The organism is Nocardioides sp. HDW12B (genome assembly GCF_011299595.1).
GTDB lineage: Bacteria > Actinomycetota > Actinomycetes > Propionibacteriales > Nocardioidaceae > Marmoricola_A.
The window spans coordinates 2,901,909-2,928,263 of the sequence record NZ_CP049867.1 but is presented as its reverse complement, the minus strand read 5'-3'; the positions used below and the strand labels follow the sequence as shown (position 1 = coordinate 2,928,263).

Below are 26,355 nucleotides of genomic sequence, written 5' to 3'. Positions count from 1 at the left end.
GAGAGACGCCCGTGAGCACCCCCCTGAGCACCCCGAGCACCCCGAGCACCCCGAGCACCCCTGCCCTCACCCACCCCCGGCGCGCCCGTGCCGGGGTGTCGCTGCTGTTCTTCACCAACGGTGTCCTGCTGGCCGCGCTGCTGCCCCGGTTCCCCGAGATCAAGGCGGAGCTCGCGCTGAGCAACAGCGCGTTCGGCCTCGTGGTGGTGGCCCTCCCGGCCGGTGCGCTGGTGGCTGCCGCCCTCGCCGCGCGGGTGACCCGACGCCTGGGGGTCCTGCCGGTGGCGGCCGGCGGATCGGTGCTGCTGGCGGCGGCGTTCGTCCTCGCGGCAGCCGCGCCGACGGTGGCGGTGTTCGCTCTCGCCCTCTTCGTCGCCGGCGCGATCGACGCGGTCGTCGACACGGCCCAGAACGTCCAGGGAGTCCTGGTCGAGGTGCGGCTCGGCCGCTCGGTGATCAACTCGCTGCACGCCCTGTGGAGCCTCGGCGCGACCGCCGGCGGCGTCGTGGGCGCGTGGTGCGCGGCGAACGGCGTCGAGCCGGTGGTGCAGGCCACCCTCGGCGGGGTGCTCTGGTCCGTCGTCGCGATCCTCGCCTCCGTGGCCGCCCGGGTCCCGCGCTCTCCTGCGGACGGTGCGGTCGCGGCGGGCGGCGGCGCCTTGGGCGAGACCTCGGGCGACAGCGGCGACGGCAGCGACGGCAGCGGCGACGGCAGCGACGGCAGCGGCGACGGCAGCGGCGACGGCAGCGGCAGCGACGGCGGCGGCCGGGACGGCGGTGGAGGCCGGCGGGGGAGTCCGTGGCCGGTGCTGGCGCCTCTCGTGGTGCTGGCGATCTGCGGCACCCTCGTCGAGGACATGGCGAACAACTGGTCCGTGCTCTACCTGCGCAGCGAGACCGACGCGCCGCTCGCGGTGGCCGGGCTGGGCGTGAGCGTCATGCTCGGCGCCCAGTTCGTCGGACGGCTCTGCGGCGACGTCATGACCGACCGGTGGGGTCGCGACACGGTCGCGCGGACGGGTGGGCTGCTGATCGCGGTCGGCGCCCTCGCGACGGTCGTCGCTCCGGCGTACCCCGTCGCGCTCGCCGGTCTCGCCCTGTCGGGGTTCGGCAGCGCGACCCTGGTGCCGGCGGCGTTCGCCGCGGCCGGTCGGGTGCCGGGCCTGCCGGAGGGCACCGGGATCGCGCTCCTGGGGTGGTTGATGCGCATCGGGTTCCTCGTCACGTCGCCGGTCGTCGGGGGCCTGTCCGACCTCAGCAACCTGCGGGTGGCCTGGGTCGTCCCCCTCGTCGCCGGCCTGGTCGCTGCGGCGCTCGCGCACCGGGCACGGCGTACGTCGGCGGTCGAGCGCGGCCGCGCGGCGCCCCGGTAGGCCGCGCTCCTCGGCAACAGTTGAAGCGGTGAGTGTTGTTACCGAAGTGTGGAGGTCCTGAGGGTCGCGTGTAGGACGGCCGTGGAGCCGGGATCCCTAGCGTTGTGGACATCGAGAAACAACCTCGACCATCCACCGCAGCACCTCACTCAGGAGTCCCGATGAACCGCAAGATCCTCGTCCCCCTCGCCACTGCTCTCGCCGCCGGCGCCGTCGCCGTCGGCTCGGGTGCGACCTTCAGCTCGCAGACGGGGAACACCATCAGCGCCGTCACCACCGGGACGCTCGAGCACACCAACAGCAAGAACAACGCCGCGATCTTCACCCTCGACAACATGAAGCCCGGCGACACCGTCAACGGCACCGTGACGCTCAAGAACACCGGCTCGCTGCCGGCGAGCTTCTCGCTCACCGAGGTCAGCTCCACGAACGCCTTCAGCAACAAGGCCGCCCCGAACGCCGCCGTCAGCAACCTGTCGCTGAGCATCACCGACACCGGCTCCGGCGCCACCGTCTACAGCGGCAACTTCGGCGGCCTCGTCGACGGCACCGCCGTCGCCCTCGGCGCGGGCACCTGGGCGCCGCAGGAGGCCCACACCTACAAGTTCTCGGTGACCCTGGACTCCGGTGCGACCAACGTCGACCAGAACAAGTCCGCCGGCGCCGTCTACCAGTGGAACTCCACCCAGGACACCACCCCGCTGGTCTCGAACCAGTGACCTCCGGGAGCTCAGACGTCGGGGAGGACGCCTGAGCTCCAGCCGGAGCGTCCCCGAGGGGCCTGAGCCCTCGGGGACGCCCCGGGCGGTGGCAGCACCGCCCGCCCCGCCCGCCGTACGCCGCTCAGGAGCACCACCCGCACGACCCGACCCCCGCACCCACCGACCCGAGGAGGCTCCGATGGCCACGACCGCGTCGTCCACCGCGATCCGTCGCACCGGCCGCTTCCTCGTCAACGTCGCCGTCGTGGTGAGCATCCTCGTCTGCGCCGCCTGGCTGGTCCCGAGCGCGCTCGGCTACGAGCGCTACGTGATCACCGGCGGCTCCATGTCGGGCACCTTCGAGAAGGGCTCGATGGCCTTCGAGAAGCAGGTGCCCGTCTCGGAGCTGGAGCGCGGCGACGTCATCACCTACATGCCGCCCCCCAGCTCCGGCGTCGGCACCCTCGTCACCCACCGCATCGTCGCCATCAAGCCGGCCGCGGGCGGCGGCACGCTCTACCGCACCAAGGGCGACGCCAATGCCGACGCCGACCCCTGGCGCTTCGAGCTCACCGCTCCCACCCAGCCGGTGGTCGAGCACACCGTGCCGCTCGTCGGCCACGCCTTCATCGCGCTGGCCGACCGCGACACCCGGATGCTGCTCGTCGGCGTCCCCGCCGGCGTCATCGCCCTGCTGGCCCTCGTCGAGCTCGGCAAGGCCCTGCGACCCGGACGTGACGCCGAGAAGACCGCCTCCGGCGACACGGTCGCCGCTCCGTCCGCGGCAGGCGCCCCGCCGGTCGTCCCCGGCCAGACCCGCGGCACGCCGGCCGCGCGACCGCAGGGCGTGCCCGCCCAGGCCTGAGCCCGCCCCCTCGACCCGTCGCCCCGCAGAGACCCCCGTTCCTGCGGGGCGACGACCTTCCCGCCTCCTGCGGACCTGGCGCCTCGCGCCTGCAGAAGTGGCGTCTCGCACCTGCGGAACCGGCGTCTCGCGCCCTCAGAACCGACGTCTCGGCGTGGGGGTGACGGTGTTGCCGAGGTGTGGAGCGGCTGTGGCAGTCGCGTTGCCCGGCGGTGGTCCGCCCGCTCGTAGCGTTGTCCTCACGATCTCCACCCCGTCTGCCTTCCTCAGGAGTCCTCCCGATGTCCCGTCCCGTCGCTCTCCTCGTCCTGGCGCTCACCGCCGGCCTGGTGCTGCTCGGGATGCCGTCGTTCTCCGGCGCGACCTACGTCTCGACCACCCGCAACACGCTCAGCACGGTCACGGCGGCCAGCGACTGGACGCCGCCGACCGTGTCGGTGCGCAACCCGGGCTCGTCGGTGAAGGACACCGCGACGATCACCGCCGACGCCACGGACGGCGAGACAGGGATCGCCCAGGTCGTCGTGCAGTACCTGCCTGAGAACGGCACCTGGACGACGATCTGCACGACCACCGCCGCGCCGTACTCCTGCTCCTGGAACACCACCACCCTGGCCGACGGCCCCTACGAGCTGCGCGCCGTCGCGACCGACGGGGCCGGCTACACGACCACCTCCGCCTCGGTCACCACGACGGTCGCCAACAAGCTCGTCGCGACGCTGGCCTCACCCGGGGACGTCGTCAAGGGCTCGGTGGCGCTGAACGCGGCCGTCTTCGGCGCCGGGACCCTGACGTACAAGGTCGATGTCGAGTACGCCCTCGCCGACACCACGAAGTGGACGCCGATCAGCAACTGCACGCAGCTCGTGTCGCCCTACACGTGCGCCTGGAACACCACCGGCTTCGCCAACGTCGGCTACGACCTCCGGGCCGTCGCCACCTCCGGCGCCTCGAAGGCCACCTCCGCGCTGGTCTCCGACGTCCTCGTGGACAACGTCGCCCCCTCGGTCACCATGACCGACCCGGGCTCGCCGCTGCGCGGCACGGTCACCTTCGGTGCCACCGCGACCGACGCCGAGTCGGGAGTCGCCTCCGTCGTCCTCCAGTACGCCGCGACCGGTACCTCGACGTGGAAGGAGCTGTGCACGGTCACCACCGCGCCGTACTCCTGCCGCTTCGACACCGTCGGGATCGCCGACGGCAGCTACGCGGTGCGCGCCGTGGTCACCGACGTCGCCGGCAACCCGACCACGTCGGCCGTGGTCGCCAACCGCGTCGTCGACAACACCGTCTCCTCGGTCTCGCTCAACGACCCGGGCACCTACCTGAGCGGCACGGTGAACCTCACCGCGGTCGCCAACTCCACCGCGGGCGTCACCTCGGTCCGCATCGAGCGGGCCGCCGCGGGCTCGAGCACCTGGACCGAGATCTGCACCGACACGACCGCGCCGTACTCCTGCAGCTGGAGCACGACCACCGTCGCCGACGGCGGCTACCAGCTCCGCGCCGTCCTGGTCGACGGCTCCAGCCGGACGACGACCTCGTCGGTCGTGAGCGGGCTCGTCGTCGACAACAGCCCGCTGCGCGGTGCCGACGTGCAGACCGTCAACGGCGGTGCTATCAGCGGCCGGCTCGACAGCGGCGACGTGATCCGTCTGACCTACAGCGACCAGGCCAACCTCAGCACCCTCAGTGCCGGCTGGAACGGCTCCGCCCTCGGCGTCGTCGTCCGGGTCCGCGACGGCAACCCCCTCGGTCTGGGCAACAAGGGCGACACGCTCGACGTGCTCCGCACGGCCGGCGGCGCGGTCGTCCCGCTCGGCTCGGTGCGGCTCAACGAGGACTACGTCAAGAGCAACCGCACCGCGCAGCTCAACGCGACCATGACGGCGACGAGCGTCACTGTGAACGGCGTCCCGGTCACGCAGGTCACGCTGACGCTGGGCTCGCTGGCCGGGAACACGGTCACCAAGTGGCTGCGAACCGTGACGCTCACCTCGGCGATGCAGTGGACGCCGAGCGCGACCGCGACCGACCTGTCGGGTCGCCCCGCCTCGGTGGCCCCGGCCACCGAGACCGGAGCCCTGGACCGGGAGTTCTGATGGCGGCGCTGGGTCCGCTCGGGGGAGTGCCGCGCCAGCGGCGCAGCGGCGACACCGTCGCCCGACCCACGATCCGGCCCGCGCGTCGCGGGTGTCCGGCCTCCGCGGTCCTGCTGCTCGCGCTCGTCGTCGCCCAGCTGGTGCTGTACGTCGCCGCGGGCGCCGGTGAGCCGTGGGCCGGTGTCCTCGCGGTCACGGCGCTCGGACTGGCGCTGCCGCTGGTGTGGGGCCTGTGGACCGGACGGATGTGCGAGTCGCGGCTCTTCGCGGTCGTCATCGCCGGCTGCGTCGCGGGGGCCCACGTGCTCGCGGCCACGGTGGGAGCCCCCGGTGGCGTCCCGCTGGGCTGGTCGGGGGGCCGGGTGCTGATCGTCGGGCTCGCCCTCGCGGTGGCCGTCGTGGTGCCGTGGCGTGCGCGCGGCCTCGCCCGCGCGGCTGGCGCCTCGGCGGCCGCGGATCCGTATGCTTCGGAGGATGGCACCGCAGCTGCTGGTCGTGGAGGACGACGACGGGATCGCCGCGCCTCTGCAGCGGACGTTGGAGCGTGAGGGCTACGTCGTGGAACGGGTCGCCACCGGCCAGGCCGGCCTCGACCGGGTCGCCCGCGGCGGCATCGACCTCGTCGTGCTGGACCTCGGCCTGCCCGACCTCGACGGGCTCGAGGTCTGCCGACGCATGCGCGCCGACGGCTACCAGGACGCGCTCATGATCCTCACCGCCCGGGGTGGCGAGCTCGACCGGGTCGTCGGGCTCGACGTGGGCGCCGACGACTACCTCGCCAAGCCGTTCGCCCTGGCCGAGCTGCTGGCCCGGACCCGCGCGCTGCTGCGGCGCTTCACCCGCGCGGCGAGCGTGGAGGTGGAGGGGGGCGCGGACACCGGCAGTGCCGGCGGTGCCGGCGGTGTCGGCGGGGCGGCGGTCGCCCCGTCCGGTGCAGGGGCGTCCGAGACGCCGGTGGCCCCGGGTGTCCCGTCCGGCGGGGTGGGCGACACGGCGGGCACGGGAGCGTTCCGTGTCGACGTGCAGGCCCGACGCGTGTGGGTCGGTGACACCGAGGTCGTGCTGACCTCCAAGGAGTTCGACGTGCTGGCGCTGCTGGACTCCGAGCGGGGCGCGGTCCTGACGCGCGAGCGGCTCATGGACGAGGTCTGGGACGAGAACTGGTTCGGCTCCACCAAGACACTCGACGTCACGGTCGGGCGGCTTCGCCAGAAGCTCGACGACAACGACGTACCGGCGCAGGTCGTGACCGTGCGCGGTGTCGGCTTCCGGCTCGAGGTCGGCCCGCGGGATGCGTGAGCGGCTGGTCGCCGCCTTCGTGGGCTCCACGCTCGCGGTGCTGGTCCTCTTCGGGGTGCCGCGCGCCTACCAGGTGGGTGAGCTCGTGCGCGACGACGAGCAGCGCACGGTCCAGCGCGCGACCGACCTCGCGGCCGTCGTGGTGCGCGAGGAGGTCGCCGACGGCGAGGAGGTCACCCCGGCGCTGCTCGACGAGATGGTCAGCGGAGACGAGCAGATCACCTACGTCGCGGCCGACGGGGCGCGGGTCGCCTCCTCCGGCGACGGCCCGGCGGACGACCCCGAGAACCTGACGGCGAGCCGTGAGCTGCCCGGAGGCGGGAGCGTGTCGCTGGAGCGCTCGGCCGCCACCGTTCAGGACCGGGTCTCGGAGGCCTTGCTGCCGCTCGTGCTCATCGTGCTGACCCTGCTGGCGCTCTCGGTCGTCACCGGCGTGCTGATGGCGCGTCGGCTGTCGCGCCCCTTCCAGCGGCTGGCCGCGGCCGCCCGACGCCTCGGCACCGGCGAGCCCGTGGTCGACGTCCCGCACTCCGCGATCCCGGAGGTCGAGGCGATCGGGGCCGCGATCCGCACCAGCGCCGTGCAGCTGGAGGAGCTGCGTCGCCACGAGCGCGAGCTGGCCGTGCACGCCTCCCACGAGCTGCGGACCCCCGTGACGGCGCTGCGTCTGGAGCTCGAGGACCTCGCACTGTGGCCGCAGACGTCGCCGGAGGTCGCGGCGCAGCTGCACGCCTCGGTCGCCGAGCTCGACCGGCTCTCGACGGCGATCGGGGTGCTGCTCGACCGCTCGGCCGACCAGCGGCGCGACGCCGCCCGCGACGTCGACCTCGACGCGCTGGTCGCGGAGGTCGCGGCACAGTGGGACGAGGCCGCCTCCGCCGTCGGCTGCCGGCTGCGCCACGAGCCCGACGGGTCGGGCCGCGTCCACGTCGACCCGGTGACGCTGCGTCGCCTGGTCGGACGGCTGCTCGAGACGAGCCTGGCGAGCGGCGCCTCCACGGTGTCCCTGCGGGTGCGCACCGTCGGGTCGCACCACGAGATCGAGGTGGAGCTGCACGGGGACGGCATCCTCGAGGCCCCGCCGGACCCGCAGGCGGGCGAGCTGGCCCAGGCCGTCGGGGGGCGGCTGTCAGCCCTCCACGACGGTCGCCGCGGGGTCGTCGTACGCCTGGCCGTGTGAGGCAGGTCGCCGGACCGGCCGCGCCGAACTCCACGATGTCGGCCCGGGAGTATGTCCGACAAGGCATGATTTGAAACATGTGCACGCGCAATTCGACGGGGGTCGACACCGTCATCGAGCAGTACGGCGTGCTCGGCGAGCCCGCAGGCCGCGACCTGGAGGCGCTGGTGCACCTCGCGGCGCAGGTCTGCGGGGTCTCGCACGCAGCGATCAACCTGCTCACCGAGACCGAGCAGCACCAGGTCGCGACGGCCGGCTTCGACGCGTCGGTGTGCTCGCGGGAGGACTCGATGTGCGCCGCCGTGCTGCACGACCCGCGGGTGGTGATGGTCGCCGACGCCAGTCGTGACGACCGCTTCCGCGACAACCCCTTCGTGACCGGCGAGATCGGCGACGTCCGGTTCTACGCCTCGGCCGGGCTGACGACGCCGCAGGGCGTCGTGATCGGCCGACTGTGCGTCTTCGACGACGAGCCGCGCGTGCTCGACGACGAGCAGCGCGAGCTGCTGACGTCGCTGGCCGAGCGGGTCGTCGACGCGCTCGAGCTGCGACTGCGCAGCCGGCAGCTGGAGGAGTCGCTGGCGCGACTGACGCGCACCCAGGAGGAGCTGCACCGCTCCAACGAGAAGCTGACGCTCTTCGCGGGTCAGATCAGCCACGACCTGCGCACCCCGCTCACGGCGCTGCTGGCCAACGTCGAGATGCTCTCGGAGGAGCCGGCCGTCACCGACGACGCCCTGCTCGGCACCCTGGCGTCGGGCGCGATGCGGGCCGGACGGCGGATGGCCGCGATGATCGAGGACATCCACGCCCACGCGCTGCTGGGGGCCGACCTGCGACCGGTGCCGGTCGACCTGGGCGAGGTCGTGGCCGACGTGCTGCGCGACCTGCGGCCGGCGGTCGAGGACGCCGGCGCCCACGTCGAGGTGGGGCCGCTGCCGGTCGTCTGCGGCGACCCGCAACAGCTCTACGCCGTGCTGCTCAACGTGCTGAGCAACGCGCTGAAGTTCCGCCGGCCCGGAGTGGCGCCGGTCGTGGAGGTCCGGGCGCACGCCGAGGGGCGGGGGCACCGCGTCGAGGTCCTCGACAACGGACCGGGGGTGGCGGTCGAGGAGCGCGGGCGGGTCTTCGACCTCTACGCCCGTGTCGACCCCGAGACGCCCGGCAGCGGGATCGGCCTGGCCACCGCCCGCCGGATCGTGGAGAACCACGGCGGCGAGATCGGCCTGGAGGCCGCCGACGGTGGCGGCACACTCGCCTGGTTCTCCCTGCCGCGCTGACCGCTGCCCCTGCCGGCACCGGGCCGCGCCTAGGCTGGCGAGGTGATGGACGAGGCGACCCCGTGGTGACGCGCGCGGCACGACGTACCGGGCTCCTAGGCGACGCCCGACCCTGGGTCGACGTGTCGGACCTCCCCCGGCCGACCGGCCCGCCGTCGCGACGGACCCTCAACGGCGAGGTCGCCGCGCTCGTGCAGGGACCGCGGCTGGCCCTGGCCTCGCCCCGGCTGCTGCGTGCGCCGCGAGCGCCGCGCGGCGTCGACGCGCCCGTGGTCGTCGACATCCCCGGTTGGCAGGCGCCCGAGCTGTCGGGTGCACCGATCCGCGCCTTCCTCAAGCGGCTCGGGTACGACGCGCGCGGGTGGGGCTTCGGCGTCAACCGCGGCGACCCCCAGGCCGACGCGGACCGGCTGGCCCGCAAGGTGGCCCAGTGGGCCGAGCAGCACGGGCCGGTGCACCTCGTCGGCTGGAGCCTCGGGGGCGTGATCGCGCGCGAGGTGGCCCGCGAGCTGCCGGAGGCGGTGGCCCAGGTCGTCACCTACGGCACCCCGGTCGTGGGGGGACCCTCGCACACCGCGGTCGCGCGCTACTACGGCGCCGAGGAGAGCCAGCGGGTCGCCGAGCTGTCCGAGCGCCACGACCGGGCCAACCCGCTGAGCGTGCCGGTCACCGCGATCTTCAGCCGGCGCGACGGCATCGTGTCCTGGCAGGCCTGCCTCGACCACGTGACGCCCGGCGTCGAGCACGTCGAGGTCGGCTCCACCCACCTCGGCATGGGCATCGACCCCGACGTCTGGCTCACCGTCGCCGACCGCCTCGCCCGCGCCACCCGCTGACCCTCGCGCGCCGGGTCGGGCACGCCGGGTCGGGTCAGTGCATCGCGCGGGCCCGGCGGGGGAGCGCCCAGGCGACGGCCCAGGCCAGCGCGCACAGGGCGACCACGACGAGCAGCGTCTGCTCGGCCGCGGCCAGGTGGCGACCGGTGGCGACCGCGGCCGCCGGACCTCCGGACTCCAGGTCGATGACGTGGAAGAACAGCGTCGCCAGCACGGCCACGCCGAGGGAGGCGCCGAGCTGCTCGACCGAGCTCAGCAGCCCGGTCGCCGAGCCGACCTCGTGGTCGTCGATCTCGCCCATGACGATGCTGAACAGCGGCACGAAGATCATCCCCATCCCGAGCCCGAAGGTCGCCATCCCGGGTGCCAGGTCGAGCGCCCCGACCCCGCCGTCGGCCCCGCGCAGCGACGCCCACAGCACCAGGCAGCCGACCGCCATGACCGTCAGGCCGACGTGGAGGATCGGACGGCCGACCGCGGTCGTCGCCCAGGCCCCGACGCCGGCGCCGAAGAACGACCCGACCGCGAGCGAGGACAGGTAGAGCCCAGCACTCATCGGTGTCTCACCGAGCCCGACCTGCAGGAAGATCCCGACCACCAGCGACAGGCCGACCACGCAGCCGAAGAACACGGTCATGAAGGCCAGCCCGGCGACGTACGACGGCTTGCGCAGCAGGCTCGTCTCGATGAGCGGGGTGAGCCCGGCCGACAGCCGGCGTCGCTGCTGGGCCACGAAGAGCGCCAGCACCGGGGCGGCGGCGACCGCGGTCGCGACCACCCAGGTCGGCCAGCCCAGGGCGCGGCCCTCGACCAGCGGGAAGATCAGCAGGAAGCTGAAGGCGCCCAGCAGCAGGGTGCCGGTGAGGTCGAGCCGGGTGCCGGCGTGCGACGGGGTGGTGCGCGGCAGGACCCGCCACCCGACGTACAGCGCCGCCAGGCCGACCGGCACGTTGACCAGGAACAGCGAGCGCCAGCCCGTGCCGAGGACGTCGAGCTGCAGCAGACCTCCCGCGACGACCGGACCGAGCACGGTCGCCATCCCGATCGCCGGTCCCATCGCCGCGAACGGCTTGCCCAGGTGCTCGGGGGCGAACATCTCGCGCAGCAGCCCGAACGCCTGCGGCACCATGACGGCGGCCGTCAGCCCCTGCAGGGCGCGCGCCGCGATGAGGGTCTCGCCGGTCGGCGCGAGCGCGCAGCCGACGGACGTGACGACGAAGCCGGTCAGCCCGAGCAGCATCATCCGCCGACGGCCGAGCAGGTCGCCGAGCCGGGCGCCGGTCATGAGCCCGACCGCCAGCGCGAGGGTGTACGCCGCCGCGATCCACTCGAGCGCCGAGGTGCTCATCGCCAGCTCGGCCGCGACCGCCGGGGCGGCGACGTTGACGATGGTGGAGTCGAGGATGTTGAGCACGGTCGCGGTGAGGACGACGGCGAAGCCGATCCACGCCGCACGATCGGGCGAGCCGCCCGTCGGCAGGGGCGGGCGCACCTCGGGCGGGGTCAGGGCAGTGGTCACGGGCTCTCCTGGATCGGTGGCAAGTGGTGTCATGAGCGCGACGCTAGGCGTCGTACAGGCACGTTTCGTTCCTGATGCGCGCGTAATCTGCGACGCATGGCCGACACCTCCGCACGCCTCCTGCGCCTGCTCTCGCTGCTCCAGACCCCGCGCGAGTGGCCCGGTCCCGAGCTGGCGCGCCGCCTCGCGGTCAGCGAGCGCACGGTGCGCAACGACGTCGACCGGCTGCGCACGCTCGGCTACCCGGTCGACGCCACGCGGGGCTCGGCCGGCGGCTACCGCCTCGCCGCCGGTACGGCGATGCCGCCGCTGCTGCTCGAGGACGACGAGGCCGTGGCCGTCGCGGTGAGCCTGCGGACCTCGAGCGGGGGCGGGCTGTCGGGGATCGAGGAGTCGTCCCTGCGGGCGCTCACCAAGCTGCAGCAGGTGCTGCCGCGCCGGTTGCGCAGCCAGGTCGAGGCGCTGGGCGCGGCCACCGAGCGGGTCCGCTTCGGCCCGCCGCGCACCGTCGTCGCCGCCGGGCTGCTGACCGACCTCGCCGCGGTGGTGGGCGCGCAGGAGGTGGTGCGCTTCGGGTACGCCGACCACGCCGGCGCCTCGACTGAGCGCAAGGTCGAGCCCTACCGCCTGGTGAGCATGGGGTCGCGGTGGTACCTCGTCGCCTTCGACCTCGCCCGTGACGACTGGCGCACCTTCCGGCTCGACCGGATGAGCGACGTCCGGTCCGTGGGCCACCGGTTCCGCGCCCGTGGGCTCCCGGCCGCCGACCTGGCCGACTACGTGGCGGAGAAGACCCGCCAGGTGCGGCACCGCGTCAGCGGCACCGTGCGGGTCCACGCCCCGGCCTCGTTCGTCGAGCAGCGGATGGGGCGCTGGAACGAGGAGACGGTCGAGGTCGAGGACGAGCACACCTGCCTGGTGCGGATAGGCGGGCCGTCGATGACCGACATCGCCTTCTGGCTCGGGATCCTCGAGGCCGACTTCGAGGTCGTCGACTCACCCGAGCTGGCGGACGCCGTACGCCTCATCGCGGAGCGGTACTCCCGCGCCACGTGAGGGCTCAGCGCGGCCTCACTGCGTCAGATCCGTTCACAAGAACCCTCATGTGACGTGGGAGTACCCCATCAGTCGCCTGAACGCTCTTGTGAACGAATCTGCGGGGGGTCATCAGCGCGGCAGGGGGTGGGCGCGGAGGTCGGCGCGGACGACGCGGCGGGTGGCGACGAGGCGCAGGAGGACCGCGCACGTGACGGCCTGGCCGGCCATGAGGCCGACGAGCACGAGGACCTGCGCGGCGCCGGCTTGCAGGGGTGTCCCGCCCCCAAGAAGGACGCCGATGAACGCGCCCGGCAGCGTGACGAGCCCGACGGTGCGGGTCTGGTCGAGGCCGGGCAGGAGGGCCTCGCGCGCCGTGGGTCGTACGACGAGCTCGGCCGCGTCCCGTCCGGGGAGGCCCAGCGCGAGGGCCGCCTCGTAGGTGCCGCGCTGGTCACGGAGCTGGTCGAAGGCGCGTCGACCGGTGAGCGTCGAGGCCGTCATCACGTTGCCGATCACGATCCCGGCGACCGGGATGACGCCGGCGCCGTTGAAGGGCACGACCCCGGACCCGAGCGCCAGGACGAGCACCGGCAGGGCGCCGGCTGCCACCGCCGCCCCCACCCAGACGACCTGGCGGCGCGCCACGTCGAGCCGACGCGCGGAGGTGAGCGTCGCGACGCCGTACATGAGGAGGACGAAGGCCAGCGACCACCACACCGACGCCAGCGCCGCCGCGATCACCAGCGAGACGACCGCCAGCTGGACCACCGCCCGGACGGCGGCCGTCACCTGCTCGCGCGCCACGCCGAGCCGTCCGGCGTACGACGCCGCGACCGCGATCCCGACGAGCAGGACGAGGACGACCGCGAGGCGCAGGTCCGGGTCCGGCGTCGCGGCCGTCGCTGAACCGGTCGTGAGGGTCAGCAGCACGCGCCGAGCCTGCCACGCGCGGGCCGGAACCGGGGACGCGTCAGGGGCGGGAGGCGAGGAAGGCGTCGACGGCGGCCGGCGCCAGGACGGCCTCGATGGCGATGGCGGCGCAGCCCAGGAGCCCGGCGCGGTCGCCGTGGGCAGCGGGGCGGAAGACGAGGTCGCGGGTGTTCATCGCCGCGGCGTTGGCGTAGACCTGCTGCCGCACCCCCGCCACGTAGAGGTCGAACGCCCCTCCCATGTCGCCCCCGATCACGACGACCTCGGGGTTGAGCAGGTTCACCGCGTTGGCCAGCAGGTCGCCGACGTGGCGGCTGCTCTCGATGAGCAGCCCGCGCGCGACGGGGTCGCCGTCCAGCGCGAGCCGCACGAGGTCGCGCACGTGCCCGGCCCCGAGCTCCGGCGCGCTCTCCTGCAGCCGCTGCACGAGCGCCCAGCCGCCGGCGATCGTCTCCAGGCACCCGCTGGCCCCGCAGCGGCAGGTCAGCCCGACGGCGGCGGAGTGCTTGCTGTGGCCCATCTCGCCGGTCGCGCCGCCGGCGCCGTGGAGCACCTCGCCGCCGGCGATGATGCCGAGCCCCAGGCCGGTCGAGGCCTTGAGCACCAGCGCCTCGCGCGGCGGGTCGGGCTGTCCGAGCAGCTCGGACGTGGCGAGCGCGGAGGCGTCGTTGGCCAGGTGGACGGGGGCGTCGGTGACCTCCGCGAGGTACGGCGCCAGGGGCACGCCGTCCCAGCCGCGCATGACGGGGGAGTCGACGCTCATGACCCGCTCCGGGTCGACCGTGCCGGACAGGCTCATGCCGACCGCCACCACCCGCGGCTCCACGCCGTCCAGCAGCGCGCGCAGCCGGCCGGCCACCTGGGGCATGAGCTCCTCGGGCCCGACGCCGACCTCGTGGTCCGACCACACCCCGGCGAGCTCCTGGCCGTCGAGGTCGAAGACGCCGAGCTGGGTGCGCGAGCGGCCCACCGCGGCCGCCAGCACGACGCCGGCGCGGTTGTGGAACACCAGGGAGGCCGGGGGACGTCCCCCGGTGGAGGCGCGCTCCTCGCCGGCGAGCAGCAGTCCGGCGTCGAGCAGTGCGGTGACCCGGGTGACGACGGCGGTGCGCGACAGACCGGTCGCCTGAGCGAGCTCGGTGCGCGTGCCCGCGCGCCCGGTCCGCACCAGCTCCAGCAGCCCTCCGGCCGACACCTCTGGGGTCACCACGTCCTCCTCCTGCGTCGCGTGAGCCTAACCTCCCGGCACTTTGATCGTCATAAAACGTAAGTTCCGCTTGCCACGGTCCGATCTGCGGCCTACCGTCGATGACGTGAGCCCCACTCCTGCCCCCGGCGGACCCGCCGGACCCGCGTCCTGCGACTTCGTCGTCTTCGGCGGCACCGGTGACCTGGCCCTGCGCAAGCTGCTGCCGGCCCTGTTCCTGCGCGACGCCGAGGACCAGCTCGCCGACGACGCCCGCATCATCGGTGTCTCCCGGGCCGACGTGGACGACGCCGCCTACCGGGCCGGCGCCCGTGCCGGCCTGGCCGACCACGTGCCCGACGCCGACCCGGTCGCCGTCGACCGGTTCCTGGGCCGCCTGCACCACGTCCCGCTCGAGTTCGACGACGCCGAGGGCTGGCACCTGCTGCACGGCCTGCTCAAGAACCGCCCCCTGGGCGAGCCCGACCCGGTGCGCGTCTTCTACCTCGCCGTCGCCCCCAGCCTCTTCGGCCTCATCTGCGAGCGCCTCGAGCAGGTCGGTGCCGTCGACGAGCGCTCGCGCGTGGTCATGGAGAAGCCGATCGGCCACGACCTCGAGTCGGCCCGCGCGGTCAACGACGCAGTCGGCCGCGTCTTCGACGAGTCGCAGGTCTTCCGCATCGACCACTACCTCGGCAAGGAGAGCGTCCAGAACCTGCTGGTCACGCGCTTCGCCAACACCTTCCTCGAGCCGGTGTGGAACGCGCACTGGATCGACCACGTGCAGATCACGGTGGCCGAGTCGCTCGGCGTCGGCAGCCGCGGCGGCTACTACGACCGCGCCGGCGCGCTGCGCGACATGGTGCAGAACCACCTGCTCCAGCTGCTCTGCCTCGTCGCCATGGAGCCTCCGACGGTCGCGTCGCGCGAGGACGTCCGCGACGAGAAGCTCAAGGTCCTCAAGGCGCTCAAGCCGCTCACTGCGGCCGAGGTCGACCGCGACACCGTCCGCGGCCGGTACGGCGCCGGGCTGGTCGACGGCGAGCCCGTCGCGTCGTACGCCGAGGAGGTCGGTGTCCCCGACACCCGCACCGAGACCTACGTGGCGCTCAAGGCCGAGGTCAACAACTGGCGCTGGGCCGGCGTGCCGTTCTACCTGCGCACCGGCAAGCGCATGGACCGTCGCCTCTCGGAGATCGTGGTGGTCTTCAAGCAGCCGCCGCACGCGATGTTCCCGCACAGCGAGGGCGTCAACGAGGCCAACCGCCTGCACATCCACCTGCAGCCCGACGAGGGCATGCGGATGCACATGACCGCCAAGGAGCCCGGCCCGGGAGGGATCCGGCTGCGTCCGGTCTCGCTCGACCTGAGCTACGCCGCCACCTTCGAGCAGCGGCTCCCCGACGCCTACGAGCGCCTGCTCATGGACGTCATCCGCGGCAACCCGACCCTGTTCATGCGCCGCGACGAGGTCGAGGCCGCCTGGACCTGGGTCGAGCCGATCCTCGACCGCTGGGCGAGCACGCCCGAGCGTCCGCGGAAGTACCCCGCCGGAACCACCGGACCCACCGCCGCCGCCACGCTCCTCGAGCGGGACGGCCGAGCCTGGCAGGAGACCGACCAGTGACTTCTCTCCACCCCGTCGTCGCCGAGGTGACGCGCCGCATCACCGACCGCAGCCGCCCGCACCGCGACGCCTACCTGGCGCGCATCGACGCCGCGACCGACAAGGGGCCGGCCCGCACCAAGCTGGCCTGCGGCAACCTCGCCCACGGCTTCGCCGCCTCGGAGCCGAAGGAGAAGCAGGCGCTGCGCCGCCGGAGCAAGCCGAACGTCGCCATCGTGACGTCCTACAACGACATGCTCTCGGCCCACCAGCCCTACGGCGCCTACCCGCCGATCCTCAAGGACGCCGTGCTCCGCGCCGGCGGCATCGCCCAGGTCGCCGGCGGCGTCCCCGCCATGTGCGACGGCATCACCCAGGGGCGCGACGGCATGCAGCTCTCGCTCTTCAGCCGCGACCTGATCGCGATGTCGGCGGCGGTGGCGCTGAGCCACGACATGTTCGACGGCGCGCTCATGCTCGGCGTCTGCGACAAGATCGTGCCCGGGCTCGTGATCGGCGCGCTGTCCTTCGGGCACCTGCCGACCGTGTTCGTCCCGGCCGGTCCGATGACCTCCGGCCTGCCGAACAACGAGAAGGCACGCGTCCGCCAGCTCCACGCCGAGGGCAAGGTCGGCCGCGAGGAGCTGCTCGACGCCGAGGCCGCGTCGTACCACTCCGCCGGCACCTGCACCTTCTACGGCACGGCGAACTCCAACCAGCTCCTCATGGAGGTCATGGGCCTGCACCTGCCCGGCGCCTCGTTCGCCAATCCCGGCACGTCGATGCGCGAGGCGCTGACCCGCGCCGCCGCGGCCCGGGTCACCGCGCTCACCCCGCAGGGCGGCGAGCCGACGCCGATCGGCCGTCTGGTCGACGAGAAGACGGTCGTCAACGCCTGCGTGGCCCTGCTCGCCAGCGGCGGCTCGACCAACCACACGCTGCACCTCGTCGCGATGGCACGCGCCGCCGGCATCGTGCTGACCTGGCAGGACCTCGCGGACCTGTCGGCCGTGGTGCCGCTCCTGGCCCGGGTCTACCCCAATGGTCAGGCTGACATCAATCACTTCCACGCCGCCGGCGGGGTGGCCTTCCTCGTGCACACGCTGCTCGGGGGAGGGCTGCTCCACGACGACGTGCAGACGGTCATGGGCCGCGGCCTGTGGCGCTACACCACCGAGCCCCGGTTGGCTCCGGACGGCCTGGGGGGGACGACCGGAGCCCCGGGGGTCGCGTGGGAGGAGGGGCCGAAGGCCTCCCTCGACACCGGCGTCCTGCGCGGGATCGAGGACCCCTTCGCCGCCGACGGCGGGGTGCGGGTGCTGCACGGCCCGCTCGGCACCGCGGTCATCAAGACCTCGGCGGTCAAGGACCAGCACCGGGTCGTCACCGCCCCGGCGATGGTCTTCGACGACCAGGACTCCCTGCTGGCCGCCTTCGCCGAGGGCCGTCTCGACGGCCGTGACCTCGTGGCCGTCGTGCGCTACCAGGGGCCGGCCGCCAACGGCATGCCCGAGCTGCACAAGCTGACCCCCGCTCTCGGGGTGCTGCAGGACCGCGGCCAGCAGGTCGCGATCGTCACCGACGGCCGCATGTCGGGCGCCAGCGGCAAGGTCCCGGCCGCCATCCACGTCACCCCCGAGGCGGCGCTGGGCGGCGTGCTCGGCCGCGTCCAGGACGGCGACGTCATCACCGTCGACGCCGAGCGCGGCGTCCTGGAGCTGGTGGTCAGCGAGCAGGAGCTGCGCGCCCGCCAGTCCACGGGCCGCGCCCCGACCGGCGAGGAGTGGGTCGGCACCGGCCGCGAGCTGTTCGCCGGGTTCCGCGCCACCGTCGGGGCCGCCGACACCGGGGCGAGCGTCTTCCCGGCGCTCCAGCCCTACGACTTCAGCCACGAGGAGAACCGCGTTGCCGAGCACATCTGACGTCCTGGACCGCACGGTCGCCACCGGCTCGCTGCTCGACCTCGCGCCGGTGGTCCCGGTCGTGGTCGTGCACGACCTGAGCACCGCCGTCCCCGTCGCCCGCGCCCTCGCGGCCGGCGGCGTGCCGGTCATCGAGCTCACGCTGCGGACCCCCGTGGCGCTCGAGGCGATCCGCGCGATCGCCGACGAGGTGCCCGAGATCCGCGTCGGTGCCGGCACGGTGCTGGACCCCCGTCAGGCCGAGGCCGCGCGCGCCGCCGGTGCGTCGTTCCTCGTCTCTCCCGGGTGTACGCCGAGCCTGCTCGCCGCCATGTCCGACACCGGGCTGCCGTTCCTGCCCGGGACCGCGACGGTCTCGGAGGTGCTGACCGCCCTCGAGGCCGGCGTCACGGAGCTGAAATTCTTCCCGGCCGAGCAGTCCGGGGGAGCGGGCTTCCTCAAGGCGATCGCGAGCGTGGTCCCGGCGGCACGCTTCTGCCCCACCGGCGGGATCAGCCCGGCGAACGCGGCGTCGTACCTCGCGCTGCCCAACGTCGGCTGCGTCGGCGGCTCCTGGCTCACCCCGGCCGACGCGCTCGCGGACCGGGACTGGGACCGCGTCGCCCGCCTGGCCGAGGAGTCGCACGCCCTGCGCGCCGGCTGACGGCCCAGCCGATCCTTGTGCGGTGGGTTGCGACGGCATGTCCGTCACAACCCACCGCACAAGCACGCTCAGGCAGGCGATCGCGCGCACCTCCGACAAGGGTCGCCAGCCTGGCCCTGGGTACGTTCGAGGACATGACCTACTCTCGGAGCCGCACCATCTCAGCCGCGACGGCCGCCTACGGCCTGTTCGCCCTCGCCAAGCCGCGCCACCTCGGCGACGCCCTCGAGGCGCCGCACGTCCAGCGCCCTGCGATCGACCAGGTCGCCTACACCTACGGTGCCCGTGACCTGGGCATCTCCGCCCTCGGCATCCTCGGCACCCCCGCCCTGGTGCGGGCCGCCATGGCGCTGCGCATCGCCGGCGACCTCAGCGACGCCACGATCCTCTCGCGCTACGCGCCCAACCAGAAGGTCCGCGGCAAGGTGCTGGCGGTGACGATCGGCTGGGGCGTGCTGAACACCCTCGCGCTGCTCGCCGACGAGAAGGCGGCCCGCGCATGAGCGATACCGGCCAGACCACGGACCAGGCGGTCAAGGACCTCGGCGACCTGCTGGGCAACGCCCGCATCTGCATGCTCACGACCATGACCGAGGACGGCAAGCACGTGAGCCGTCCGATGGCCGTGCAGGACGCCGAGTTCGACGGCGACCTGTGGTTCTTCACCTACGACGACTCGGACAAGGCGCGCCAGGTGGCCGCGAACCCCGAGGTCAACGTCGCCTTCGCCGACGCCAAGCACAGCACCTGGACCTCGGTGTCCGGGCGGGCGAGCGTCGTGCACGACCGCGCCAAGGCCGAGCAGCTCTACTCGCCGGCGCTGAAGGTGTGGTTCCCCGAGGGGCTCGAGACCGAGGGCGTCGCGCTGCTCAAGGTCGAGACGACCTCGGCGGAGTACTGGGACGCCCCGTCGTCGACGATCAAGACCGCGGTCGGGGCGCTCCGGGCCGCCGTCACCAAGAACCCGGACGCGTTCCCGGCCGAGAACCGCACCATCGAGCTCTGAGCCCGGCCGCACGCAGCAGCACCCAGCAGCACCCACGCACGCGCAGCAGCAGGCCCCGACGTCGAGGTGACGCCGGGGCCCGCTCGCGTGCTCAGGACTCCTGCAGCTCGCTCTTCAGCTTGAGGACGGTCGTGCCGTCCTCCTGCTCGATGACGTAGGCCGGGTTGTCGTCGCTGCCGTCGCGGGTGATCTTCTCGCCCTTGCTCTGGCGCGTGACCTTCTCCTGGTGCACCTCCGTGACCTTGCCGGAGGCCGTGCTGCTGCCCCACTTCCAGGACACCTCGCTGCCGGTGCGGATCATGGGCTCTCCTTCCCGAGTCTTCCGAGTCTCCCGACGCTCGCCGGGCGTGCAGGAGAACTACCCATCCCGTGGAGGTTTCAGGCCCGGAACCTCACCCCTTCGTGGAACCCGTCACTCGGAGCCGGACCGGCGGGCGGGAGTTGACCCGCGCTGCGCCGCCCGCCACCGTGAGCGCATGCGGAAATGGCGTGAGTGGGCAGGTCCGGGCATCGCCTTCGGCGGCGACTACAACCCCGAGCAGTGGCCGCGCGAGACCTGGGACGAGGACGTCGTGCTCATGCGCGAGGCCGGCGTCACCTTCGTCTCGCTCGGGATCTTCTCGTGGTCGCACCTGCAGCCGGCGCCGGACCGCTGGGAGTTCGGCTGGCTGGACGACGCCATGGACCTGCTCCACGCGAACGGCGTCGCGGTCGACCTCGCCACCGCCACCGCCTCCCCGCCGCCCTGGTTCTCGCGCCGCTTCCCCGAGACGCTCCCGCAGCGTGCCGACGGCACCCGGCTGTGGCAGGGCAGCCGCCAGGCGTGGTGCCCGAGCTCGACGGTGTTCACCGAGCACGCCACGGCCCTCGCGGAGAAGGTCGCCACCCGGTACGCCGACCACCCGGCCCTGACGATGTGGCACGTCTCGAACGAGTACGGCTGCCACGACGTGCCGTGCCACTGCGACACCTGCGCGGCGGCGTTCCGGGTCTGGCTCCTCGCGCGGTACGGCGACCTCGACGGGGTCAACGAGGCCTGGGGCACGGCGTTCTGGAGCCAGCGCTACGGCGAGATCGAGGAGATCGTGCCGCCGCGCACCGTCCCGACCTTCGCCAACCCCGGGCAGGTCCTCGACTACCGCCGCTTCCAGTCCGACGCCCTGCTGGGCCAGTACCGCGCCGAGCTCGAGGTGCTGCGTCGTGTCACCCCCGACGTGCCGGTCACCACCAACTTCATGACCAACGACCACTTCCGTCACCTCGACTACGCCGCCTGGGCGGAGCACGTCGACGTGCTGTCCACCGACCACTACGTCGTCGGCGCGCTGGCCGACCCCGAGGCCGAGCTGGCCTTCACCGCCGACCACACCCGCGGCCTCGCCGGCGGGGATCCGTGGCTGCTCATGGAGCACTCGACGAGCGCGGTCAACTGGCAGCCGGTCAACGTGGCCAAGCGGCCCGGGCAGATGATGCGGCACAGCCTCGGGCACGTCGCCCGCGGCGCCGACGCCCTCGGCTTCTTCCAGTGGCGCGCGTCGCGTGCGGGGGCCGAGAAGTACCACTCCGGCCTCGTGCCGCACGCCGGCACCGACTCCCGGCTCTGGCGCGAGGTCGTCGAGCTCGGGGCCGTCGCGGGCAGGCTCGCCGAGGTGCGCGGCAGCCGTGTCGACGCCGAGGTGGCGCTGCTCTGGGACCACCACGCCGACTGGGCGTGCGACCAGGAGGCCCACCCCAGCGCGGAGGTCCGTTACGGCGCGGTCGCCCACGACCTGCACGCGTCGTTGCGGCGCCAGGGCGTCACCGTGGACGTCGTACCCGTCAGCGACGCCGTCACGACGACGCCCGACCTGACCGGCTACCGCGTCGTGCTGGTGCCCACCCTCTACCTCACCAGCGACGCCACTGCGGCGGCCGTGCAGGCCGCCGCCGACGCGGGCGCGCACGTGGTGGTGACCTACTTCTCCGGCATCGTCGACGAGCGCGACCACGTCCGGCTCGGCGGCTACCCGGGAGCGTTCCGCGACCTGCTCGGTGTCCGCGTCGAGGAGTTCGCGCCCGTGCTGCCCGGCGTCAGCCTGAGGCTCGACGGCCGCCTCGTGGCCGGCGCCCACGGCACCACCTGGGCCGAGGACCTCACCTGCACCGACGCGGAGGCGGTCACCTCCTTCGTCGACGGACCCGTCCCCGGCGTCCCCGCGGTCACGCGCCGCGGTCTCGGTGGCGGGGAGGGCGAGGGCACGGGCGCGGGCGCGGGCGGTGCCGCCTGGTACGTCGCCACCCGGCTCGACCCGTCGGGCACCGACGCCCTGACGTCGCGGGTGCTGGCCGAGGCCGGCGTGGCGCCCGTCGTGCCCGACGTCCCCGTCGGTGTCGACGTCACCCGGCGGCGCGACGGCGACCGGAGCTGGCTCTTCGTCGTCAACCACACCGACGCCGAGGTCACGCTCGACGTCAGCGGGCACGACCTCGTCACGCAGCGGGCCGTTGGCGCCGCCGACGAGGCAGCCGGCCTGCTGCGCGTCGCGGCCGGTGGCTGCGCGGTGGTCCGGGAGGCGCGCGACGAGGCGGTGGCGCCGGAAGCCTGAGCGGACCCGGCCGGTCCCCTCAGGGGCGTCGCAGCCACCAGGGCGAGCTGTAGGCGATCGCGAGGTCGTTGCACGGGTGGCCCGCGGGCCCGGGAGTGGCGTTGGGCTGCTCGGGGTCGCTGACCCGCAGCACCACCCAGTCGCCGTCGGCGGCGTCGAGACGGGAGCGCACCGTGACGGGAGCGCCCACCTCGAACGGCACCACCTCGAGCACCTCGGGCACGTCGGGACCGGGGCGCAGCACCTGCACGTGGAGACGGCGACCGCGCCAGTCGCGGTCGCGCGCCAGGTCGAGGCGGAACGTCGCCCGCCCGCGGGAGACGGGCAGCACCCGCCCCATGCGGTGCGCGCGCCCGCCCATCTCCAGCGTCGCGTCGAGGCGGAGGCCGGAGGTGCGGGTGGCGAAGAAGCGCCGGGCCCGCATCGCCTCGCGCACGCCGGCGCGCGAGTGCTCCTTGACCCACAAGCCCGTGCGGCCCTTGTCCTCCGGGAAGCCCCAGTCCGTGCCGTGCTCGTCGGTGACCCCGGAGAGGCCGGTGCGCCAGCCGGCGTTCAGGCAGGCGCACAGCGGGGAGGTGCGGCCGTCGGCGTGGCCCTCGAAGAGGTAGTCGTCGCCGCGGTTGAAGATCTCCATGCTCACGAAGCGCTTCCGCAGGCGCGCGTCGTAGGTGAACTCCTGGAAGCGTCCCGGCTCGCGACCCGGGTGGTTGAAGCCGGCCAGGCCGTCGGAGCCGCCGTCGACGAGCCCGGTCCCGGTCGCGTCCGGGTCGCGCAGCAGCCACTCGTAGAACGGTCGCATCGTCCCGGCCTGCAGCACGTCGACGTACGCCTGGGAGAACCAGACGTTCACGTGCCCCAGCGCGGGCTCGGACCACTCGAAGCCCCGGATCGCGGTGAAGCGGCCGGGGCGGTTCGCAGCGTCCGCGAGCTCGCGGGTGCGCGCCCAGCCGGCGGGGGTGAGACCACCGAGCTGGGTGTACTCCGGCGGCAGCGCCCCGGTCGCCACGTCGCCGAGCAGGTTGTCCGACAAGGTGGCGTGGTCGGTCAGCGCCGCGACGTCGAGCCCGGCCGCGCGCATCGACACGAAGGCGTCCGCGGGGTCGCCGTCGCCGTCGGAGAGCAGCGTGTGGTTGTGCAGGTCGGCGTGCACCAGGGAGGTGCCGCGGGTCAGCCGCGAGGTCCGCGCCGCGCCCCCCGCCGGTACGGCGTCCGCCGTCGCGGAGGCGGCCGTCGTGAGGACGCCGGCCCCGGCCGTGGCCACCAGCAGCCCGCCCCCGGCGGCGATCACGCCGCGCCGGGTCAGCCCGGCCTCGATCTGGGCGTCGAGGTCGTCGCCGGGTGGCGCCGGCAGGGGGACGGACGCGTGGGGGTGCGGGCTCGAGGTGCACATGTCCGGTCAACGCGGCCCGCGCCCGCCGGTTACTGGTGCGTGCGGCGAACACCGGGTGAACGGAGCGATCGGCCGCTGCCGGTCCGGTGGCGGCCGCTCCCTACGATCGGGGGATGAGCACCCCCGTCGACCCCGCCTCCTGGGGCGAGGCCGACCGACGGCTCCGGCAGGCGGTCGTGATCTGGCTGGTGGCGCTGGCGACGTACTTCCTGGCCGTCTTCCACCGCTCGTCCCTGGCCGTCGCCGGGCTGATGGCGACCGAGCGCTTCGACATCAACGCCTCGCAGCTCGCGACCTTCGCGGTGCTCCAGCTGCTCGTCTACGCCGCGATGCAGATCCCGGTCGGGCTGCTCGTCGACCGCTTCGGCCCGCGGTCGGTGCTGCTCACCGGCGCCGCGGTGCTGACGCTGGCGCAGGTCGGCTTCGCGCTGGCCGAGAGCTACCCGGTGGCGCTGCTGGCGCGGTTCTTCGTCGGCCTGGGCGACGCCATGACGTTCATCTGCGTGCTCCGCCTGGTGAACTCCTGGTTCGCCCCGCGCCGCATCCCGCTCATCACCCAGCTGACCGGCGTCATCGGCCAGGGGGGCGCCATCGTGGCGGCGGTGCCGATGACGTGGGCGCTGGGGCGCCTGGGGTGGACCGGGGCCTACCTGCTCGCCGCGTCCGTCGGGGTGTTCGTGACCCTCGGGCTGCTGCTGGTCGTCCACGACCAGCCGGGGGAGCGGTCGCGGCGCGGTGAGGCGATGTCGGTGCGCGCCATCCGGGCCAGCCTCGGGGCCTCGTGGGAGCACCCGGGCACCCGGCTCGGCTTCTGGATGCACTTCTCCACCCAGTTCAGCGCGACCACCCTCGGTCTGCTGTGGGGCTACCCGTTCCTCGTGCGCGGGGAGGGTCTGAGCGAGGCCACCGCCGGCGTGCTGCTGACGATCATGGTGGTCGCGGTCATCTCCGCCGGCCCCGTGCTCGGCTGGCGCATCACCGTGCAGCCCTGGCAGCGCTCCACGCTCGTGCTGGGCATCGTCGCGGCCATCGTCGCGGTGTGGACCGTGGTGCTCGTCTGGCCGGGCGACGCCCCGTTGCCGCTGCTCGTGCTGCTGGTCGTGGTCACCGGCGTCGGCGGGCCGGCCTCGATGATCGGCTTCGACCTCGGACGCACCTCCAACCCCTCCGAACGGCTGGCCTCGGCCACCGGCATCATCAACCAGGGCGGCTTCTACGCCAGCCTGGTGCTGGTCGCCGCGATCGGCTTGATCCTGGACTGGCGCACCCCGGGCGACTCGACGGCGTACACCCCGGAGGCGTTCCGCTGGGCGATGTCGTTCCAGTACCTGCTCTGGGGGCTCGGGCTGCTCCAGATCTGGCGCTACCGCCACAAGGCGCGCGCCCGCTACCTCGACGACGACCCCGAGCTGTGGGGCGAGCTGCGGCGCCGGGCGACCCGCCCGTCCCGGCGGACCGGACAGGCCGGCACCCGCTGACCGGTGTGCCGCCACCCCAGGAGGGGGAGGGTGGACCCATGAGCGACTCCACCGCCCCCGCGTCCCCCACCCCCGTCGTGGTCGTCACCGGCGGCAACGGCCTGGTCGGCTCCCGGGTCTGTGCCGCGCTCGACGACCGCGGCGCCACCGTCCGCGCCGTCGTCCGCCGAGCCGGCACCTCGCCGTCCCTGCCCGACCTCGAGGAGCACGTCGGCGACTTCGCCGACCCGGAGCTCGCGGCCCGGGTCACCGCCGGTGCGACCGCCGTCGTGACCACCGTGCACCCGCTCGGCGGCGACGACGAGTCGCAGCGCACCGTGGCGGTCGAGGGCACCCCCGTCATCGCCCGCGCCGCGCGCGACAACGGCGTCACCTGGCTGGTCCACGTCTCCACCGCGGCCGTCTACGACCGCTCGCCCTCGGCCGGTGACGTCGACGAGCACTCCGCCCTGGTCGCCGACGACAGCGACGTGTACGCCGTCACCAAGCGCGACACCGACGCGGCCCTGGCCGAGGTGGACGGCATCACCCGCGTGCTGCTGCGCCCGCCGGCCATCCTCGGCGTCGGCGAGACCTCGATCTGGAACAGCGTCCGTCCCGCCCAGATCCGCGACGACGCGTCCGAGCGGACCGCCGTGCCCGAGAAGTCCTTCGCCTGGGTCCACGTCGACGACCTCGCGCGGCTGGCCGCCGACGTCGCCACGGGGCGCGTCGCCTGCGCCGACGACCCCGAGCGCGGACCGGTCGAGGGCGCCTGCACCCCGGTCAACGTGGCCGCCGGCACCGGCACCCAGCGCGACTACCTCGGTGCGGTGACCGGGGCCCTCGGCCTCGAGCCCGTGTGGGAGGAGGGCGAGTCGTGGACCGGTGACCTCGTCTCCGAGCGGGCCCGCCGCTGGGGCTGGACGCCGCAGCTGGACCTCGACGCCGCCCTGGCCGAGCTCGCCGCGGGTCTGCGTGCGGAGGCGGAGGACCGTGGCTGACCCCACAGGTCCCCCGCAGCCCGCCCCCACGCACGCCGAGGCGGACCTGCTGCTGGCCGAGCGCGAGACCCGGCTCGTCGACCAGCTCGCCACGCTCACGGCCGCCCCCGCCGAGATGGGCAACATCTCCTTCGGCAAGAGGGTCGGGGAGGGCACCAACATGGCGGTCGACCGCCTGACGGCGGTCTCGGCCCAGGAGGAGCTGCTGACGATGCTCGACGACGTACGTCGCGCGCGGGAGCGGGTGGCCGACGGCAGCTACGGCGTCTGCGAGGTGTGCGGGACCCCGATCCCGGCCGCGCGGCTGGAGGCCCGGCCGTGGGCCGCCCGCTGCCTGCAGCACGCCTGAGCACGACGCCGCCGCCACGACGTCCCCTCGGACGACGCGACGACGCGACGACGCGACGACGCGACGACGCGACGACGCGACGAC

General features: G+C 73.9%; 24 protein-coding genes. 19 read left to right on the top strand and 5 right to left on the bottom strand.

The annotated features are described in order from the left end of the window. The first annotated feature begins 11 nt into the window (after positions 1-11). The 9 genes from G7072_RS13705 to G7072_RS13665 all read left to right on the top strand — a co-directional run bounded on the left by G7072_RS13705 (position 12) and on the right by G7072_RS13665 (position 9,636). Positions 12-1,373 (top strand): MFS transporter, encoded by a 1,362-nt coding sequence (locus G7072_RS13705; protein WP_206063118.1) that lies wholly within the window; start codon positions 12-14, stop codon positions 1,371-1,373. Positions 1,374-1,534: 161 nt separating this feature from the next. Further along, the gene (locus G7072_RS13700) at positions 1,535-2,092 is read left to right on the top strand and encodes a TasA family protein (protein WP_166087263.1); all 558 of its coding nucleotides are present in this window, start codon (positions 1,535-1,537) and stop codon (positions 2,090-2,092) included. A gap of 181 nt (positions 2,093-2,273) precedes the next feature. Then, a complete protein-coding gene (locus tag G7072_RS13695) occupies positions 2,274-2,939 on the top strand; it encodes a signal peptidase I (protein ID WP_166087261.1) in 666 nt (221 codons plus the stop codon). A 281-nt stretch (positions 2,940-3,220) separates the two neighbouring features. Beyond that, positions 3,221-5,041, top strand: coding sequence for an Ig-like domain-containing protein (locus tag G7072_RS13690; RefSeq protein ID WP_166087259.1), 1,821 nt, complete (start codon positions 3,221-3,223; stop codon positions 5,039-5,041). Next, positions 5,041-5,589 carry a hypothetical protein gene (locus G7072_RS13685; protein ID WP_166087257.1) on the top strand — a complete coding sequence of 183 codons (549 nt, stop codon included), beginning with the start codon at positions 5,041-5,043 and terminating at the stop codon, positions 5,587-5,589. Before G7072_RS13690 ends, G7072_RS13685 begins: the two co-directional genes overlap by 1 nt. Further along, entirely contained in the window at positions 5,516-6,340 is an 825-nt protein-coding gene (locus tag G7072_RS13680) for a response regulator transcription factor (protein WP_166087254.1), read from the top strand. Before G7072_RS13685 ends, G7072_RS13680 begins: the two co-directional genes overlap by 74 nt. Beyond that, complete coding sequence (locus G7072_RS13675; protein WP_166087252.1) at positions 6,333-7,520, top strand: histidine kinase dimerization/phospho-acceptor domain-containing protein; 1,188 nt, start codon at positions 6,333-6,335, stop codon at positions 7,518-7,520. Before G7072_RS13680 ends, G7072_RS13675 begins: the two co-directional genes overlap by 8 nt. Before the next feature lie 77 nt (positions 7,521-7,597). Continuing rightward, positions 7,598-8,800 carry a GAF domain-containing sensor histidine kinase gene (locus G7072_RS13670; RefSeq protein WP_166087249.1) on the top strand — a complete coding sequence of 401 codons (1,203 nt, stop codon included), beginning with the start codon at positions 7,598-7,600 and terminating at the stop codon, positions 8,798-8,800. Positions 8,801-8,922: 122 nt separating this feature from the next. Continuing rightward, positions 8,923-9,636, top strand: a complete 714-nt coding sequence (locus G7072_RS13665; protein ID WP_206063117.1) for an alpha/beta hydrolase — start codon at positions 8,923-8,925, stop codon at positions 9,634-9,636. 34 nt (positions 9,637-9,670) lie between these two features. Here G7072_RS13665 and G7072_RS13660 read toward each other — a convergent pair whose 3' ends face one another. Next, positions 9,671-11,155, bottom strand: coding sequence for an MFS transporter (locus G7072_RS13660; RefSeq protein ID WP_166087247.1), 1,485 nt, complete (start codon positions 11,153-11,155; stop codon positions 9,671-9,673). 96 nt (positions 11,156-11,251) lie between these two features. Here G7072_RS13660 and G7072_RS13655 point away from each other — a divergent pair, with 96 nt between their 5' ends. After that, positions 11,252-12,211 carry a YafY family protein gene (locus tag G7072_RS13655; RefSeq protein ID WP_166087245.1) on the top strand — a complete coding sequence of 320 codons (960 nt, stop codon included), beginning with the start codon at positions 11,252-11,254 and terminating at the stop codon, positions 12,209-12,211. Between the two features lie 111 nt (positions 12,212-12,322). Here G7072_RS13655 and G7072_RS13650 read toward each other — a convergent pair whose 3' ends face one another. Both G7072_RS13650 and G7072_RS13645 read right to left on the bottom strand, forming a co-directional pair. Then, complete coding sequence (locus G7072_RS13650) at positions 12,323-13,123, bottom strand: ABC transporter permease (RefSeq protein ID WP_240916952.1); 801 nt, start codon at positions 13,121-13,123, stop codon at positions 12,323-12,325. Between the two features lie 40 nt (positions 13,124-13,163). Beyond that, on the bottom strand, positions 13,164-14,330 hold the full coding sequence (locus G7072_RS13645) for an ROK family protein (RefSeq protein ID WP_166087243.1): 1,167 nt from the start codon (positions 14,328-14,330) through the stop codon (positions 13,164-13,166). A gap of 106 nt (positions 14,331-14,436) precedes the next feature. On the opposite strand from G7072_RS13645, the gene zwf reads away from it, so the two are divergent. The 5 genes from zwf to G7072_RS13620 all read left to right on the top strand — a co-directional run bounded on the left by zwf (position 14,437) and on the right by G7072_RS13620 (position 19,486). After that, the gene (zwf, locus tag G7072_RS13640; protein WP_206063116.1) at positions 14,437-15,936 is read left to right on the top strand and encodes a glucose-6-phosphate dehydrogenase; all 1,500 of its coding nucleotides are present in this window, start codon (positions 14,437-14,439) and stop codon (positions 15,934-15,936) included. Next, positions 15,933-17,837 carry a phosphogluconate dehydratase gene (gene edd / locus G7072_RS13635; protein ID WP_166087240.1) on the top strand — a complete coding sequence of 635 codons (1,905 nt, stop codon included), beginning with the start codon at positions 15,933-15,935 and terminating at the stop codon, positions 17,835-17,837. The genes zwf and edd overlap by 4 nt, the downstream gene beginning before the upstream one ends. Further along, positions 17,821-18,480 carry a bifunctional 4-hydroxy-2-oxoglutarate aldolase/2-dehydro-3-deoxy-phosphogluconate aldolase gene (gene eda / locus G7072_RS13630; protein ID WP_240916951.1) on the top strand — a complete coding sequence of 220 codons (660 nt, stop codon included), beginning with the start codon at positions 17,821-17,823 and terminating at the stop codon, positions 18,478-18,480. The genes edd and eda overlap by 17 nt, the downstream gene beginning before the upstream one ends. 134 nt (positions 18,481-18,614) lie before the next feature. Continuing rightward, positions 18,615-18,983, top strand: a complete 369-nt coding sequence (locus G7072_RS13625) for a hypothetical protein (RefSeq protein ID WP_166087238.1) — start codon at positions 18,615-18,617, stop codon at positions 18,981-18,983. After that, a complete protein-coding gene (locus G7072_RS13620) occupies positions 18,980-19,486 on the top strand; it encodes a pyridoxamine 5'-phosphate oxidase family protein (RefSeq protein WP_166087236.1) in 507 nt (168 codons plus the stop codon). The genes G7072_RS13625 and G7072_RS13620 overlap by 4 nt, the downstream gene beginning before the upstream one ends. A 91-nt stretch (positions 19,487-19,577) precedes the next feature. On the opposite strand, the gene G7072_RS13615 is transcribed toward G7072_RS13620, so the two are convergent. Beyond that, a complete protein-coding gene (locus G7072_RS13615; protein ID WP_166087233.1) occupies positions 19,578-19,787 on the bottom strand; it encodes a DUF2945 domain-containing protein in 210 nt (69 codons plus the stop codon). Between the two features lie 175 nt (positions 19,788-19,962). On the opposite strand from G7072_RS13615, the gene G7072_RS13610 reads away from it, so the two are divergent. Then, positions 19,963-22,071 carry a beta-galactosidase gene (locus tag G7072_RS13610; RefSeq protein ID WP_166087230.1) on the top strand — a complete coding sequence of 703 codons (2,109 nt, stop codon included), beginning with the start codon at positions 19,963-19,965 and terminating at the stop codon, positions 22,069-22,071. Between the two features lie 19 nt (positions 22,072-22,090). Here the strand turns inward: G7072_RS13610 and G7072_RS13605 are convergent, their stop codons facing one another. Further along, positions 22,091-23,461, bottom strand: coding sequence for a CehA/McbA family metallohydrolase (locus tag G7072_RS13605; protein ID WP_166087228.1), 1,371 nt, complete (start codon positions 23,459-23,461; stop codon positions 22,091-22,093). Positions 23,462-23,574: 113 nt separating this feature from the next. Here G7072_RS13605 and G7072_RS13600 point away from each other — a divergent pair, with 113 nt between their 5' ends. Genes G7072_RS13600 through G7072_RS13590 form a run of 3 tightly spaced genes read left to right on the top strand, consistent with a single transcriptional unit; the run spans position 23,575 to position 26,271 of the window. Beyond that, entirely contained in the window at positions 23,575-24,939 is a 1,365-nt protein-coding gene (locus G7072_RS13600; RefSeq protein ID WP_166087226.1) for an MFS transporter, read from the top strand. A gap of 38 nt (positions 24,940-24,977) precedes the next feature. Beyond that, positions 24,978-25,922 (top strand): NAD-dependent epimerase/dehydratase family protein, encoded by a 945-nt coding sequence (locus G7072_RS13595; RefSeq protein ID WP_166087224.1) that lies wholly within the window; start codon positions 24,978-24,980, stop codon positions 25,920-25,922. Continuing rightward, complete coding sequence (locus G7072_RS13590; protein ID WP_206063114.1) at positions 25,915-26,271, top strand: TraR/DksA C4-type zinc finger protein; 357 nt, start codon at positions 25,915-25,917, stop codon at positions 26,269-26,271. The genes G7072_RS13595 and G7072_RS13590 overlap by 8 nt, the downstream gene beginning before the upstream one ends. The last annotated feature ends 84 nt before the right edge of the window (positions 26,272-26,355 follow it).